We start from the raw sequence: 15,349 nt of genomic DNA, 5'->3' as shown, positions 1-15,349 counted from the left end.
GGCGGCAAAAACAGCCAAAAGAGCCCCGTCCCAAATTGACTGCTCGTGAAAGTCGTGTCCGTGCGCATGGCTGGCGCTTGAGCGGGTACATGGCTGTAGTAACATAGCCCCTGTCCGCGGGCGTGCCCGCGTTATTGTGAGAAAGGAGCCCCTGTGGCTGTTAACGAAGAGCTGCTTAAGAAGGTTCTTGAAGAGATCCGTCCCAACCTGCAGGCCGACGGCGGCGATATGGAGTATATGGGCGTTGACGACGAGGGCGTCGTCAAGCTGGAGCTTCAGGGCGCCTGTGCCGGTTGCCCCATGAGCTCGCTGACCCTGTCCATGGGTATCGAGCGCATCCTCAAGGAGCATGTGCCCGGCGTTACCCGCGTCGAGCAGGTCAATGTCTCCGGCGAGGCCGAGGACCTGTACGACGAGTACGCGCCGTTCTAAGATGCGAAAGCTGCGGACGGCAAACTCCGCATAGACGTTACGCCCAAATATGCGGCTGCGAGCGTAAGGCCCGCGGCCGCATTTGTATGTAGGGAGCAGGGGGATCGACATGCTCAACGACCTCTACCATATGCTTGATCCTGTCGCGATTTCGGCGGGTCCCATCACTATCTACTGGTACGGTCTGGCCTATGTGGTCGGCGCCCTGCTCACGGCGGTCGTCATGTACCGCACGCAGCGCCGTTGGGGCTTTAACATCACGATTGACGACCTGACGAGCGTCGTAGTCGGCGTGGTCTTTGGACTCATTATCGGCGCGCGCCTGTTCTATGTCGTCTTTTACGGCGATGGCTACTACTGGGCCCATCCGCTCGAGATCTTTGCCACCAACGAGGGCGGCATGAGTTTCCACGGTGGTCTGGTGGGCGGCATTATCGGCGGCATCATCGTGTGCCGCATGTATAAGCTCGACGCATGGACGTTGGCAGACCTTGCCGTCATCGGCGCTCCGCTGGCCCTGTGCTTGGGGCGTTGCGCCAACTTTGTCAACGGCGAGCTGTGGGGCAAGCCGACCGATCTGCCCTGGGGCGTGATCTTCGGTGGCACCGCGGGCGATATGCCGCGCCATCCCTCTCAGCTCTACGAGGCGTTTCTCGAGGGCATCGTGCTCTTTTGCATCCTGCAGGTGCTCAGCCGCAAAAGGCCGCTGGTGCCCCAGGGCACGTTTATGGGCGTGTTCGTGATGGGCTACGGCATCGTCCGTTTCCTCGTCGAGTTCGTGCGCGTGCCCGATGCACAACTGGGCTATCTGCTGGGTGGCGTCATCACGATGGGGCAGCTGCTGAGCCTTCCGCTCATAATCGCAGGCCTGGCGCTCATCATCTTCGCCCGACACCGCAATCGCCCCCAGCGCATCTACCTCGACGCCTAATCCAAACCATCACAGACAGGCACCTTTGTGGTGGTTGTGCTGGGCAACGATGACGGAACTGTAACGTTTCCCCAGATAAAACCTGCCAAAATAAACCTGTCCCTTTTTGGCAGGCTTCTAGAAAGGCTTTTTGGACTGTGAAGGAATCCGACCTCTCCACAACAGCTGCGCGCGATGCCGCTCGCATCGTTTGGTTTAAGCGCTATCCCGCCAAGCAGACGTTCATCGCATTTTTGCTTGCCCTGTTTGCGACCACGGCGTTTTCCATCGACCCCGCCCCGGTATCGAGCAACGCGGTCCTAGCGATCGACCCGCAGGCCTCGGGCATGCTGTATGTGTGCTACGAGGTGCTCCTCTCGTTTGCCGGACACACCGACGCGGTCATGCTGCTGGCGCTTGCCTGCCTGCTCACGCTGCCGTTTCGCTACGTGTTCTTTGGCCGCGGCGACGCCTGGCGACCGTCGATCATACTGCCGTCGCTGTTCTTTGCCATTTGCATGGTGTTCGGCCGTAGCTACGACCTCACCGATTCGGCCGAAATTGTGCTCGGCGACAAAGCCCGCATTATCTGCGCCTGGATTGGCGGCGCAGGCTGGATGCTCCTGGCAATCGTGGCGTTCTATCTGGCGTTTGAGTGCTTGGACTGGCTGAGCACTCGGCGCATTCCGTTTTCGGAAGCGCGCTTTGGCCGTTTGTGGCGCGTGGCCCACGCCGTGCTCTCAAAACACCCCTTTGCTGGCCCCTTCTTGGTACTCGTGGTTGCCTGGACGCCCACGCTCATCGCCTCGCTGCCCGGCCTTTTTATGGGGGACACGGGCGCGCAGATTCGCCAGTGGTTCAACTATCCCAACGGTACGAGCGACTACCTGCGCCTGCTCAACCCCAATGTGCTGCTCAACGGGCATCACCCGGTTGTGCACACGGCCCTTATCGGCTCGTGTGTGCAGCTGGGCCTTTCGGTCTTTAACAGCGCAAACGCGGGCCTCATCATCTACACCTGCGCCCAATTTATTATCACGGCTGCCTGCATGGCATATTCCATCTCGTCGCTGCGTAAATTTGGCGTCGGCATGCCCGTTCGCGGCGTGGCGCTGCTGTTCTTTGCGCTTATGCCGATGTTCTCAAACTACGCGGCGCTGCTCACCAAAGACGTGCTCTTTACCGATGCGTTTTTGGTTTTGCTGGTGCAGACCGTCAAGCTTGTGGCCTGTGGCCTGCCTCGTCGCGATGCGAATGTCGAGCGTGTGGGCGAGCCCGTGCCCGTGCTTTTTGCGCGTCACGACTGGCTGTTGCTTGCCCTGGGCGCCATGGGGTCGACGTTTTTGCGTAACGGCGGCCTGGTGTTTCCGCTGGCGGCATGCGTGATCGCGGCGGCGTTTTGCGCTTGGGACGTGCATGCGGCTCGCCGTACGGCTAAGCAGACGGGTGCTGCGTCCTCGCTTCGCGTGCCGCGCTTCCGCTGGGTTGGCATCCTGGCCGTTCTGGCGCTCTGTCTTGTCTCCAATATGTACTTCACCAAGGTCTTTATGCCGGCGCACGACATTACGCCCAGCTCCAAGCGCGAGGTGCTCTCGATTCCGTTTCAGCAGACGGCGCGCTTCGTCCAAAAGCACGACGGCCTTAACTCGGGCGTCAATCCTACGGTTAAAGAGGACGGCACCATCGTGGAAGCTCCCTGCGACGGTTTGGTGACTGAAGAAGAGCGTGCCGTGATCGATCGCGTGCTCAAGTACGAAAACCTGGGCCGCCGGTACAACCCCGACAAGTCCGATGCCGTCAAGAACTGCTTTAACGAATATGCCTCGCAGGAGGATATCGACGCCTATTTTGAGGTTTGGGCCCAGATGTTTAAAAAGGACCCCGAGTGCTATATCTCAGCGCTTATCAATAACTACTATGGCTACTTTTATCCGAGCGCCCGCGACGCATGGGTCTACAGCACGGCGCGCAGTGCCGAGATCATGGCGCGCCCCGACAACCTCAAATACTTCGACTTCCATCCGGTTGACAGCAACGTGGTGCGCTGGTGCGACCACCTGATCAATCTGTACCGTGTAGCGGTGCAGCGCATCCCGTTTATTTCGCTCACCATGAGCTCGGCCACCTATGTGTGGATCATGATCGCCGTGGTGGTCTACCTGCTGCGTCGTCATTCATGGCGTGCGCTGGCGATCTGGGTGCCGCTGTTGGGCGTACTCGCCGTGTGCCTGATTGGCCCGTGCAACGGCTCGACTTACATGCGCTACCTGTATCCGGCCATCGCCTGCATGCCCTTCGCCATCGGCGCCACCATCACCCGCAGCGACCTCCTCTGGGCCTAAACTGGTGCATTGGGGTCAGGTTACTTTGCACCAAAGGGGCCATCATCACGACGCCTTCATTTTGGGGTTTATCTCGCAGGCCAGTAGGTATATCATAACGACGTTTGTTTATATTGCCCGAGCATCTGCGCTGGGCTTTAGGTCAAAACCGATAGGAGACACGTATGTCCGGACACTCTAAGTGGGCCACAACCAAGCATCGTAAGGGCGCGCAGGACGCCAAGCGTTCCGCCCTCTTCTCCAAGCTCAGCCGCAACATCACCGTTGCGGCCCGTCTCGGCGGCGACCCGCTGCCCGAGAACAACGCCAGCCTCGCCGCTGCCGTTGCCAAGGCCAAGGCTCAGTCCATGCCTAAGGACAAGATCAAGTCCGCTATCGACAAGGCCTTTGGTTCGGGTGCTGACGCCGCCGTCTACGAGAACATCGTGTACGAGGGCTACGGTCCCGCCGGTGTCGCCGTCTACGTTGACTGCCTGACCGATAACCGCAACCGCACCGCCGCTGATGTCCGTTCCGCCTTCTCCCACGCTGGTGGTAACCTGGGCACCTCGGGCTCCGTTGCCTTCCAGTTTGAGCGCAAGGGCCAGATCGTCGTCGCCAAGGAGATCCTGGACGAGAACGCCAAGAAGGAGACCATGATCGCCAACGGTGCTGCCGGTGACGAGGATGAGTTCATGATGGCTATCGCCGAGGCCGGTGGCGAGGACTACGAGGACGCCGGCGAGGAGTGGATTGTCTGGACTGCTGCTAACGACGTCATGGCTGTCTCCAAGGCACTCGAGGAGCAGGGCGTCCAGGTCAAGGGCTCCGAGACCACCATGGTCCCGACCACCCCGACCGAGGTCTCCGGCGCCGACGCCAAGAAGGTTCAGCGCCTCATCGACCGTCTTGAGGAGCTCGACGACGTCCAGGACGTCTACAGCACCATGGACATGACCGACGAGGTCATCGCTGCCCTTGAGGAGGAGTAGCGCCAGCACGGATTGAGCCGTGCATATCTGGGCATAATGAAGCGAGCATGCAAGCCTCGTGGAATAGATGAGCCGGATCCGCGTGCGTAGAGCACCGGACCCGGCTCTTTTATAATGATGCGAACCGTTTTGCATTTCGAGAGTCGAGATTTGAAGGGAGCGCCGCGTGCGCGTACTCAAACGAGCCCTAGCGATCGTGTATCTTGCTGCCACCATCGTGGCGCTGGGTACGCTTGTCTGCCAGTTTTGGGGGCCGTATACGTATCGCTTTATGCTGCTGATGCGCGACCCCATGCCGCGCATCGTCGTCACGGCGTGTGCCGGTGTCGTGGCGCTCGGCGCACTGCTGAGCTTTTTCCGCCTGATGTTCGCCCGTCGCGAACCGTCCTGCGTGCATCCGGCGGGGGAGCGCAATATCGAGGTTACCCTTGCGGCGCTTTCTTCGTGCGCTAGGGCTGCTGCCGAGCGTGACGACCGCGTGATGGTCGAGCATGTCGAGGCCCGCGTCCAAGGCTCCGACGATTCGCACGTCCGTTTTAAGGTCGAGGCTATCGCGCTTGACGATAAGGACGTGGCATCTCTGGCTTCCTCGATGCAGCAGCGCATCGAGGAAGCCTGCGACACCATGCTCGGCACGCCGGGTACGACCGCGCGCGTCCGTTTTTTGCCGTCCAAGACTACCGTCCAGACCGTGGAGGTTTCCGGTGAGTGATACCAATCAAGATAAGACCGCTCGTACGCCGCGCCTGACGATTGACCAGAGCGCCACGCCGGCGAACGAACCTGTTGATTCCAAAGCGGAGGCAACCGAGTTGCAAGACGCGGCAGCCGCGGATTTTGACGAGGCTATGGGTCTCATCAAGGGTACGGGCGCTGCCATCTGGAGCTATGCTGTGCGTCATCCCAACACCACGCTCGGCGCCGTCGCTGGCTTTATCCTCGCCGTGTTGGTGCTCACGTTGGGCCTGTGGGACACGCTCGTCATTGCATTCTTCGTGCTGATCGGCGCTGTGATCGGCCAAATTCGCGACGGCGAGAACGGGATCGTCAACTTCTTCGGCCGTCTGTTTAGCGGCCGCTAATATGTATTCGACTGTCGCATCCGCGGCAGGCATAAGGAGGAACCATGGCTTTTAATACGAAGGTCGATGTAGCCGATACCGAGCTCGAGGAGAACGAGGCGGTCGTCGCCGAAGCTGAGGATGTGACGCTCGAGGACGAGGCTCTCGTCGAGGCCGAGTCCGATACGGATGAGGACGACGAGGAAGCAGACGAGTCCGAGGACTCGCTGACCTATTCCAACGGCGTGATCGAGAAGATCGTTGCCATGGCCACTCGCGAGGTTCCGCACGTTCTGGGCATGAAGGGTAACCTCATGCACTTTGTGCAGGAGCAGTTTGGTGCCGAGAATCTGACCAAGGGCGTGACGGTCGAGGTCACCGATGACAATCGCGTGGTCGTCAACATCTCCGTCATCATCGAGTACGGCGCCTATGCGCCCGCGATCTTCGACGATGTCAAGGCACGTGTCACCGAGCGCCTTGCCGCGATGACTGGCCTTGAGGTGGCGGGCGTCAACCTGCGCATCGAGGATGTCATCACCCCCGAGGAGTACGAGCACCGCACCAGCCAGCACGAATAACCTTCCAAAAAGGGACAGGTTTGTTTTGGCAGGTTTTATCTGCGAAAACATTAAACGGCCGACCGCGCAAGCAAAAGCGTGGCCGGCCGTTTTTGTACGCTCCCGATATAGTCATACCGCTCGTCTAACTAAGGGTTGCAATCCCCACGTTCCGCGTTACTCTAATGGGCACATTGTTTCCAAATTGTTAACGAGGAGTTGCCGTAATGGCCGACGAGCACGAAACAGAAAGCAAGGCATGGGCAATTGAGGCCGCTGCGGCAGAGGCGGCGTCGCGTGCTGCCGAGGAGGTGCATCGTCCTCCCGTAGTGCCGATGGAGCGCGTGGTCGATCGCGATGTTATCGAGCGGGGCGAGCGCGCTGGTCGCAAGCGCAGCCAGGAGCCGGGCTTTCCGCGCTTTTTTGCCGAGCTCAATTTGGGCCTGATCCTCACGGCCTTTGCCATCGTCGCGTTTAAAACCCCTAATCACTTTGCTTTTGGCGGCACCTCGGGCGTGTCGGTCATTCTGTCCACGCTGTTCCCGACCCTGCCCGTCGGCGTCTTTATGTGGATTATCAATGCGGTCCTTGTCGTTCTGGGCTTTATCTTTTTGGAGCGCAAGGCAATCCTGTGGAGTGTCTTTGCCTCGTTTGCGCTGTCCGCCTATGTTTCGCTGTTTGAGCTCTTTATTCCGACCGATGTCTCGATGACGGGCGATATGTGGCTCGACCTGTGCTTTGCCGTGATTCTGCCGGCGCTCGGCAGCGCCATCGTCTTTGATATCGGTGCCTCGACGGGCGGCACGGACATCCTCGCCATGATTCTCAAACGCCGCACGACGCTTGAGATCGGCCGTGCGCTGCTGCTGGTCGATATCGGCATCGTGACCATCGCGGCCTTCTTGTACGGCCCGCGCGTCGGTCTGTATTGCGTGCTCGGCCTGTTTGCCAAGACGCTTGTGGTCGACAAGGCCATCGAGAGCATCCACCTGCGTAAAGTCTGCACGGTCATTTGCTCCGAGCCCCTTAAGGTCGAGGAGTTTATCGTCAAGCATCTCAACCGTACGGCGACTATCAGCCGCGGCTACGGTGCTTTCTCGGGCAAGTGCGTGACGGTGATCATGAGCGTGCTAAGCCGTCGCGAGGCCGTGCAACTGCGCCGCTATGCGCGCGAAGTCGATCCGGGTGCCTTTATCACGATCGTCGACAGCTCCGAGATCGTCGGCAAGGGTTTCCGCGGAACGAACTAACGCGGTCGAGCTCATCAAACAATCGAATAGCGCCCTGCGTATTGCAAATGCGTCATGTTGGAGTATTTGTCCCCACATTGGGTGATAATGATGCCAAAGACATCGTTTGCGATCCAGATGATTCGCTCAAGATACGAAGGGATGATCTCGATGTTCTGTTCGCAGTGTGGTGCCCCCATGGGCGACAACGATAAGTTCTGTGGTGCGTGTGGTGCCCCCAATGCCGGTGCCGCAGCCTCTGCCCCTCAGGGTCAGCCCCAGCAGTTTGTTCCGCAACCGTCCGTGGCGAATGCGTCCAAGGGCTGTGTGGCTCAGGCGTTTGAGGACATGACCAAGACGCCGGGCGTGCTGCAGCGCGTGTGCCAGATCGCCTTTTTGCCGGCGCTCATCTGTGTCGTGTCAGTGCTCGTGCTGTTCATTCCCGTTATCGGCGGTATCGCGGCTGCCATCGGCTTTTTGGCTGCCTGTGTGGCAAGCGCATGCGGTTCTGGCTTTGGCATCGAATGGGGCCGCGACCTGTCGCTTAAGGTCGATGACGGCATGGATCGTCCGCTGATGCGCTCCACGTCGTTTGGTCTGGGCGTCTTTTCGGGTGTTATCTCGGGCGTGCTCAAGGTTATCGCTGCCATTCCCGTTATCGGTGTGGCGCTTTCGCTGGTGGAGAGCGTGGTAATTGGTGCCGCGGGTTCGTATTCATATTACGGCTCTTATGCGCTCGAGGCCGCGCTGATCGGTTCGCTGGGCCTGTTTGTTCTGGCTATGATTGCCGCGGCGGTCCTGGGCGTCTTCTTTACCATGTTCGCCGACATCGCCGTGATGCACTTTGCGGTGACCGGCCGCGTCGAGAGCGCGTTTTCGCTCGATAAGGTCTGGGCGGCCTTTAAGAACAATAAGACCAAGCTGTTCTGCGCTTCGTTCCTCCCCGAGTTTTTGACGGGCCTGGTCGCCAACGTTGTCACCTGGATCCTGACGTTCGTCTTTGGCACCATTGCCTCTGTCGGTATGTATAGCTACTACTACCGTCCTACGGCTATTGAGGCGCTTGTTACCGGCGGTGGCATCACGCTCGTATTGTTCTTGGTGCTGACGGCGTTTGTCACGGTATTCCTCACGGTCTTTGGCAACATGCTCAAGCATCGCGCCGTTGGCTATTGGGTTGCACGCTACGCAAGCGAGTGGGCCGACGAGGACAAGGACGACGTCCTGACTTTTGTGCTGCCGTTTGAGAAGAAGTCTGCTCCGGCTGGTTTTAGCGCCGACGCAGCGCCCGTATCCGATTCCGCTGCGGCGCCGGCGCCTGCGCCCGAGCCCGAGCCCGAGCCTGAGCCTGAGCCCGAGCCCGTGCCTGAGCCCGAGCCCGCGCCCATGCCGGAACCGGAGCCCGAGCCTGCGCCTGAGCCCGAGCCTGCGCCAAGCTCCGACGAGGACCCGCAGGACGAGTAACCCTGCCACCTGCCATTTGGGGACGGGGTAGAAACGGTAGAAATAGCGCTTGACAAATAAGCGGGGACGGACGTGCCGAAGCGTCCGCCCCCGCTTTGATATCGCGATGCGGCTATGACTGCGAGATGGTCGTGGATCGACTACTCGTCGTGCTTCTCCTCGCGGCGAGCGGCGGCACGTGCATCATGGATGCCCTTGATGGCGGCATGGCGCGCCGTGCGGGCATCATGGATAGCATCGCGAGCCTCGGCGGACGTGGCCTTGGCAGAGCGCAACTTGGCGGCCAAGTCGGGGTTGGTTTCGGCGACCGCGGCAATCGTGGGGCCGTCGAGCTCTTCTTGTGTGGGCTCGGCCAAAAAGTCGATGGCATATTGGGCGGCCACCATGGAGCCCTTGGCCAGTACCGACTCGTCAATCTTGTAGAAGCAAGAATGTTGGGCGTACGTGGCGCCAATCTGGGGGTTGCGCGTGCCAACAAAGGCGAGCACGCCCGGTACGCGGCGCAGGTACTCCGAAAAATCCTCGCCCGAAAGCGTGCCGCGGTAATGGCCTTGGCCGGTGGGGCCCAAGCATTTGATTACTGCCTGGCGGCAGCGCTCGCTCGAGGCGGCATCGTTTTCGACCTTGTAGTTGGCGATGGTGTAGTCGGTGAGCTTTGCCTCGGCGCCCAAGGCGGCCGCGGTATGCTCCACGATGCGGCGCATGAGCTCCGGCATTTCCTCGTGGGTCGAATCGCCGTAGGTGCGCACCGTGCCGGCGAGGTAGGCCGTGCCGGCGATAACGTTGCGCGCGGTTCCGCCGTGCAGCTCGCCGACGGTAATGACGGCCGGCTCGTAGGGACTGATCTCGCGCGAAACGATGGTCTGCAGAGCGTTGACGATCTCGGCGGCAACCATAACGGCGTCGTGACCGCGCTGGGGCATGGCACCGTGGCACGAGGTGCCGCGGACGTCGATGCGGAACCAGTCGGTATTGGCCATGCGCGGTCCGGGCTCGCAGCTCACGGTGCCGGCGTCGACCTCACTCCAGATGTGCGCGGCGTAGGCGCCATCGACGCCGTCGAGCACGCCCGTGCCGATCATGAGCTTGGCGCCCTGGCCGTTTTCCTCGCTGGGTTGGAAGACGATGCGGACTTCGCCGTGGATGTCGTCGGTCATATGGCGCAGGATTTGCAGCGTGCCGAGCATCATGGCGATGTGGCAGTCGTGGCCGCAGGCGTGCATGCAGCCCTCGTTGACGCTGGCAAACTCCTCGCCGGTCTGCTCGGTGACGGGCAGGGCGTCGATATCCGCGCGCAGCAGGATACGGCGGCGCGGCGTGCCGTCCTCATGGTAGGCATCCGACGCGGTACCGCGAAGCGTTGCCACCAAGCCGGTCTTGAGCGGACGCTCGTAGGGGATATTCATGGCGTCGAGCTGGTTGGCGATGTCGGAGGTCGTGCGCTCCTCGGCAAGGCTCAGCTCCGGGTGCTTATGGAAGTGCCGGCGCTGCTTGATGATATAGGGTTCAAACTCGGTAGCGATATCTTTGATGGCTACGGTGACGTCGTCAGCCGCGCGAGCCTCGGTCGCCGCCATAATCTGCTGTGCCTTGGTCTTCGTCATGGTCGATTTGCTCCTTGCTGGGTTGATCGCAAAATCGTACAGGCTCTCTCCAGTATGCCACCTGCCGCTAGGGCTGGTAAAGTTGCCGTTTGCCGCTTGGGGTTTTGTTACAAGGGCGGGGGAGTACACTCGGGGGTGTTGAATTTCCTGCCAGAGATGGGGATGCCCATGCAACATATCGATCGGATTATCCGCTCCAAGAACGTCTTTACCGCGCAAGACGGCATCGATACCGCCCGCGAGCTGGCGATTGCCATCGCAGGCGACCGTATCGTCGCAGTCGGTGCGCCCGATGACGTGATTGCCGCCGCGCCTGCCGCCACGCCGGTTATCGACTACGGCGAGCAGTTTGTCTGCCCCGGTTTCCACGATGCGCACCTGCATTTCTTCCATACTTCGGTTGGCTCCTCGCCGTACATGCTCATGGATATGGGCACGTCCGAGGCGGCGCTGGTGCAACACGCGCTCGAGTTTTCCCAGGACCTGCCCGACAACGCTTGGGTTGTGACTCAGGGCTGGCGCGACTACCGTTGGGACCCGCCCGAGCATCCTACCAAGGCGTCGCTCGATGCGGCATTCCCCGATCGCCCCTGCGTTATGTATTCGGGTGACGGGCACACGCTTTGGCTCAACAGCCGCGCACTCGAGGCGCTCGGCGTCACGCGCGACAGCGAGCCACCAGCGGGCGGCAGCTACGACAAGGACGCAAACGGCGAGCTCACGGGCATTGCTCACGAGGCGGCTGCCATGCAGCTGCTACCGCGCTGCCTTGAGTGGCTGGGCGAGGATCGCATCGCAAGCGCTTACGCCGATCAAATGAGGCGTATGGCCGAGCAGGGCATCACCTCGATATGCGATATGTCGCTCATGCCCATGCCGGGCTGCGATTTTATCCGCGACGACGTCTACGACAAACTGCAGGCAGCCGGCAAGTTGGGCATCCGAGCCCATCTGTTCCCCACGCTGCTGGATGACCAGTCGCACTTGGAAGAGCTGCAGGCACGTTACGCGAACAATGTGCTGCTCTCGGCACCGGGCTTTAAGCAGTTCTTCGACGGCGTGTCGAGCGAACACACGGCGTATCTCACCGAGCCCTATACCAATCCGCGCTTCCCGGGCGACCAGGGCCGTCTGACGGTTCCCGCCGAGCGCATGCGCAAGCTAGTTCTGGCGGCCGCGGAGCGCGGCCACACCGTGCGCATCCACGTCATCGGCGACGGTGCCATCCATGCCGCGCTCGATATCTTTGAGGAGGCGGCAGAGCTGTACGGCCTGCCCCAGCACGGTCATAACACGCTCGAGCATCTGGAGAACCTCTTGCCCGAGGACATCGATCGTCTACGCAAGCTTAACGTCGTTGCCTCGAGCCAGCCCTGCCATATCACGCTCGACCCAGGTGGTCCGGAGCGCGACCTGGGCTTGGAGCGCAGCCGCATCATGTGGCCGTTTGCAACCTATAAGCAGCGCGGCATCCGCCAAGCCTTCGGTACTGACAGCCCTATCACGCCCGTTACCAGCATGAACGTGCTCTACACGGCTATCACGCGCCAGGACCCCAAAAGTCACTGGCCCGAGGGCGGCTGGCTGCCGAGCGAGCGCATCGATGCAGCAACAGCCCTGCGCAACTACACCCTGGGCAGCGCCTATGCAGCGGGCGACGAGCAAAACCTCGGCAGCCTAGAACCCGGCAAATACGCCGACCTGGTAGTCCTGGACCAAAACCCACTCACCATCGACCCCCAAGAACTCCAAGCCACCAAGGTTCAGGCCACCTACCTGGCAGGCAACTTGATTTACGAGCGCTGATATTCATGTCGTACCGTTAAACGCGGCTCATGCAGCCTATTTTGGGATGGCGCTCGAGCCGCGTTTGCGTTTCGGTGGGGATCCGCCATGAGCGTCCCTGCTCTGTTGGATTTGGGCGCGGGGTTGAGGTACTGCTGCTCCGTGCGTTCAATTTGGACATCAGCAGTGCAACCTCATGTGTTTTGCATACTTCACATTACAGATTGCATAAAAAGGCCGGGATGTTCTTTCTGGCCCTGATGTACCCCCGCCTGGACCGTGCAAAAAACGGAGTATTCAGCACCGCGAGCTCTGCCGGTGCCGCTGCGGCTGAGTAACGTTACGGAGATTGACGTCATTTTGGGCTCCGGTACGGCGCGAAGTACGCCCATTTGTCCCAACGGGGTCTGCCCACCGACCAAAACCGCCCGCTGAAGGCGTTCTTGGGACCAATAAGGTATGTCTGGCGCGTATGCAGCCACCCTGGCCTGCTGAATACTCCCAAAAATGCACGGTGCTCCCCAGGGGACCCGTGCGCGCAGCGAAAACCATGCCCACGTTCCTATCCGCATCGCCATTTTGCTGCACTGACTTTTCTGAATGCCGGGCCCGAATTAGTTAACCTGCCTCCCGTGTGACTCCGGAGGGGCGGGGCATAAGGTTTATCGCGAGTTCCGCACGAGCCGAAGGCCACTTAATGTGGCCTTCGTGCGAGCAGGACTGCCCGAGCAGGAAACCTTATGCCCCGCCCCTCCGGAGCCACACGGGAGGCATCGCTAAGTTATCCCCCGGCATTCAGAAAATCTAAGTGCCAAAAAATAAGATTTTTTGACTCCGTGTTGTATAACCCGCCATTCGTGGGTACCATTCAACGCGTACGCAAACAAAAAGGGTTAATTCGCGTGGCATAACCACGCGGCCCAAAAAGGAGGAGACAAGCATGTCGTCTTTGAAGCCGCTTGCAGATCGTGTTCTGGTCAAGCCCGACGAGGCCGAGCAGAAGACCGCTTCTGGTCTGTATATCGCTAGCAACGCCCAGGAGAAGCCGCAGCGCGGCACCATCGTTGCCGTTGGCGCCGGCAAGGTCAACGACAAGGGTGAGCGCATCCCCATGGACGTCAAGGTCGGTGACGTTGTCATCTATGGTAAGTTCGGTGGCAACGAGGTCAAGGTCGACGGCGAGAAGTATCTGCTGATGCGCGCCGACGACATCTACGCTGTCGTCGAGGCCTAGTCTCGTCAGAATCTCTGATTCGTCTTTGAACGCGCCCGCCGCATAGGACTCGGAAGCGGCGACGCGAGTCACATTTCTTTTGGAGGATTACCTACCATGGCAAAGAACATTACGTTCAACACCGATGCCCGCGCTAAGCTCGCCAAGGGCGTCAACACCCTGGCCGACGCCGTTACCGTCACCATGGGCCCCAAGGGCCGCTACGTTGCGCTGCAGCGCACGTTCGGTGCCCCGACCATCACCAACGACGGCGTTTCTGTCGCTAAGGAGATTGAGCTCGAGGACAACATCGAGAACATGGGCGCCCAGCTGGTGAAGGAGGTCGCCACCAAGACCAACGACACCGTGGGTGACGGCACCACCACCGCAACCCTGCTCGCCCAGGCCATCGTCAACGACGGCCTGCGCAACGTCGCCGCTGGCGCCAACCCGCTGGCCATCCGTCGCGGCATCGACAAGGCCGTCAACGCCGCCGTCGCCGAGATGAAGAAGCAGGCCAAGCCGGTCGAGACCAAGGAGCAGATTGCTTCCGTCGGTACCATCTCTGCCGGTGACCCCGAGGTCGGCGAGAAGATCGCCGAGGCCATGGAGGTCGTGGGCAAGGACGGCGTCATCACCGTCGAGGATTCCCAGACGTTCGACATCACCATCGACACCGTCGAGGGCATGCAGTTCGACAAGGGCTATGTCTCCGCTTACTTCGTCACGGACAACGACCGCATGGAGGCCGTGATGAAGGATCCGTACATCCTCATCACCGACCAGAAGATCTCCAGCGTCCAGGACATCATGCCCGTTCTCGAGGCTGTCCAGCGCGCTGGCCGTGGCCTGCTCATCATCGCTGAGGACATCGATGGCGAGGCTCTGCCTACCCTGGTCCTCAACAAGATCCGTGGCGCCCTCAACGTCTGCGCCGTCAAGGCCCCGGGCTACGGCGATCGCCGCAAGCGCATCCTGGAGGACATCGCCGTCCTCACCGGTGGCCAGGCTGCCCTGGACGAGCTGGGCGTGAAGGTCGCTGACATCACCGCCGATATGCTCGGTACCGCTAAGTCCGTCACCATCTCCAAGGACAACACCGTCGTCGTCGGCGGTGCTGGCTCCAAGGAGGCCATCGACGCCCGTATCGCTCAGATCAAGGGCGAGATGGAGAACACCACCTCTGACTTCGACCGTGAGAAGCTCCAGGAGCGCCTGGCCAAGCTCTCCGGTGGCGTTGCCGTCATCAAGGTCGGCGCTGCTACCGAGTCCGAGCTCAAGGAGATCAAGCACCGCGTCGAGGACGCCCTGCAGGCTACCCGTGCTGCTGTCGAGGAGGGCATTGTCGCCGGCGGCGGCGTCGCCTTCATGGACGCTGCTCCTGCGCTCGACGCCGTTGAGCTTGACGACCCCGAGGAGAAGATCGGCGTCGACATCGTCAAGAAGGCTCTGACTGCTCCGGTCGCCACCATCGCCAAGAACGCTGGCTTTGAGGGCGCCGTCGTGGTCGACAAGGTTGCCGAGCTGCCCGCCGGCCAGGGTCTCAACTCTGCCAACGGCGAGTGGGGCGACATGATCGAGATGGGCGTCCTCGACCCCGTCAAGGTCAGCCGCGTCACCCTGCAGAACGCTGCTTCTGTCGCCAGCCTGATTCTTATCACCGAGGCTACCGTCTCCGATGTGCCCAAGAACACTCAGCTTGAGGACGCTATCGCTGCTGCTACCGCTGGTCAGCAGGGCGGCGGTATGTACTAAGGCCGACAAGGTCTAGAACTCCC

At 60.7% G+C, this 15,349-nt stretch carries 13 protein-coding genes; 12 read left to right on the top strand and 1 reads right to left on the bottom strand.

Annotated elements, in window-relative coordinates; all coding sequences use genetic code 11:
- Window positions 1-153 precede the first annotated feature (153 nt).
- The 9 genes from I2G43_RS06455 to I2G43_RS06415 all read left to right on the top strand — a co-directional run bounded on the left by I2G43_RS06455 (window position 154) and on the right by I2G43_RS06415 (window position 8,969).
- The gene (locus I2G43_RS06455; protein ID WP_195535516.1) at window positions 154-432 is read left to right on the top strand and encodes a NifU family protein; all 279 of its coding nucleotides are present in this window, start codon (window positions 154-156) and stop codon (window positions 430-432) included.
- 109 nt (window positions 433-541) lie between these two features.
- Window positions 542-1,363, top strand: coding sequence for a prolipoprotein diacylglyceryl transferase (gene lgt / locus I2G43_RS06450; protein ID WP_195535515.1), 822 nt, complete (start codon window positions 542-544; stop codon window positions 1,361-1,363).
- Window positions 1,364-1,500: 137 nt separating this feature from the next.
- The gene (locus tag I2G43_RS06445) at window positions 1,501-3,684 is read left to right on the top strand and encodes a DUF6020 family protein (RefSeq protein ID WP_324249512.1); all 2,184 of its coding nucleotides are present in this window, start codon (window positions 1,501-1,503) and stop codon (window positions 3,682-3,684) included.
- Window positions 3,685-3,848: 164 nt separating this feature from the next.
- The gene (locus I2G43_RS06440; protein WP_117734266.1) at window positions 3,849-4,655 is read left to right on the top strand and encodes a YebC/PmpR family DNA-binding transcriptional regulator; all 807 of its coding nucleotides are present in this window, start codon (window positions 3,849-3,851) and stop codon (window positions 4,653-4,655) included.
- A 166-nt stretch (window positions 4,656-4,821) separates the two neighbouring features.
- Complete coding sequence (locus tag I2G43_RS06435) at window positions 4,822-5,367, top strand: hypothetical protein (protein ID WP_195535514.1); 546 nt, start codon at window positions 4,822-4,824, stop codon at window positions 5,365-5,367.
- Complete coding sequence (locus tag I2G43_RS06430; protein WP_233540326.1) at window positions 5,360-5,737, top strand: DUF2273 domain-containing protein; 378 nt, start codon at window positions 5,360-5,362, stop codon at window positions 5,735-5,737. The genes I2G43_RS06435 and I2G43_RS06430 overlap by 8 nt, the downstream gene beginning before the upstream one ends.
- A 44-nt stretch (window positions 5,738-5,781) precedes the next feature.
- Window positions 5,782-6,297: an Asp23/Gls24 family envelope stress response protein gene (locus I2G43_RS06425; RefSeq protein WP_055251999.1), complete on the top strand. Its 516-nt coding sequence runs from the start codon at window positions 5,782-5,784 to the stop codon at window positions 6,295-6,297.
- Between the two features lie 206 nt (window positions 6,298-6,503).
- Window positions 6,504-7,526 carry a YitT family protein gene (locus I2G43_RS06420; RefSeq protein ID WP_117584120.1) on the top strand — a complete coding sequence of 341 codons (1,023 nt, stop codon included), beginning with the start codon at window positions 6,504-6,506 and terminating at the stop codon, window positions 7,524-7,526.
- Window positions 7,527-7,676: 150 nt separating this feature from the next.
- Complete coding sequence (locus I2G43_RS06415; RefSeq protein ID WP_195535513.1) at window positions 7,677-8,969, top strand: DUF4013 domain-containing protein; 1,293 nt, start codon at window positions 7,677-7,679, stop codon at window positions 8,967-8,969.
- A gap of 140 nt (window positions 8,970-9,109) precedes the next feature.
- On the opposite strand, the gene I2G43_RS06410 is transcribed toward I2G43_RS06415, so the two are convergent.
- On the bottom strand, window positions 9,110-10,573 hold the full coding sequence (locus I2G43_RS06410) for a M20 family metallopeptidase (protein ID WP_195535512.1): 1,464 nt from the start codon (window positions 10,571-10,573) through the stop codon (window positions 9,110-9,112).
- A gap of 162 nt (window positions 10,574-10,735) precedes the next feature.
- Between I2G43_RS06410 and I2G43_RS06405 the strand changes: the two genes are divergently transcribed.
- The 3 genes from I2G43_RS06405 (at window position 10,736) to groL (ending at window position 15,326) form a co-directional block, all read left to right on the top strand.
- Window positions 10,736-12,379, top strand: coding sequence for an amidohydrolase (locus I2G43_RS06405; protein ID WP_229071649.1), 1,644 nt, complete (start codon window positions 10,736-10,738; stop codon window positions 12,377-12,379).
- A gap of 919 nt (window positions 12,380-13,298) precedes the next feature.
- Complete coding sequence (gene groES / locus I2G43_RS06400) at window positions 13,299-13,592, top strand: co-chaperone GroES (RefSeq protein ID WP_022094351.1); 294 nt, start codon at window positions 13,299-13,301, stop codon at window positions 13,590-13,592.
- A 96-nt stretch (window positions 13,593-13,688) separates the two neighbouring features.
- On the top strand, window positions 13,689-15,326 hold the full coding sequence (gene groL, locus I2G43_RS06395; RefSeq protein ID WP_022094352.1) for a chaperonin GroEL: 1,638 nt from the start codon (window positions 13,689-13,691) through the stop codon (window positions 15,324-15,326).
- Window positions 15,327-15,349 lie beyond the last annotated feature (23 nt).

It is taken from the genome of Collinsella aerofaciens, assembly GCF_015557435.1.
Lineage (GTDB): Bacteria > Actinomycetota > Coriobacteriia > Coriobacteriales > Coriobacteriaceae > Collinsella > Collinsella aerofaciens_Z.
The sequence above is the reverse complement of the archived record's forward strand: the minus strand, read 5'-3'. Positions and strand labels throughout refer to the sequence as shown.

Bases quoted from the DNA above. Each gene is read 5' to 3' on its own strand.
- lgt (WP_195535515.1), top strand. From the start codon at position 542: ATGCTCAACGACCTCTACCATATGCTTGATCCTGTCGCGATTTCGGCG.
- I2G43_RS06440 (WP_117734266.1), top strand. From the start codon at position 3,849: ATGTCCGGACACTCTAAGTGGGCCACAACCAAGCATCGTAAGGGCGCG.
- I2G43_RS06425 (WP_055251999.1), top strand. From the start codon at position 5,782: ATGGCTTTTAATACGAAGGTCGATGTAGCCGATACCGAGCTCGAGGAG.
- I2G43_RS06420 (WP_117584120.1), top strand. From the start codon at position 6,504: ATGGCCGACGAGCACGAAACAGAAAGCAAGGCATGGGCAATTGAGGCC.
- I2G43_RS06415 (WP_195535513.1), top strand. From the start codon at position 7,677: ATGTTCTGTTCGCAGTGTGGTGCCCCCATGGGCGACAACGATAAGTTC.
- I2G43_RS06410 (WP_195535512.1), bottom strand. From the start codon at position 10,573: ATGACGAAGACCAAGGCACAGCAGATTATGGCGGCGACCGAGGCTCGC.
- I2G43_RS06405 (WP_229071649.1), top strand. From the start codon at position 10,736: ATGCCCATGCAACATATCGATCGGATTATCCGCTCCAAGAACGTCTTT.
- groES (WP_022094351.1), top strand. From the start codon at position 13,299: ATGTCGTCTTTGAAGCCGCTTGCAGATCGTGTTCTGGTCAAGCCCGAC.
- groL (WP_022094352.1), top strand. From the start codon at position 13,689: ATGGCAAAGAACATTACGTTCAACACCGATGCCCGCGCTAAGCTCGCC.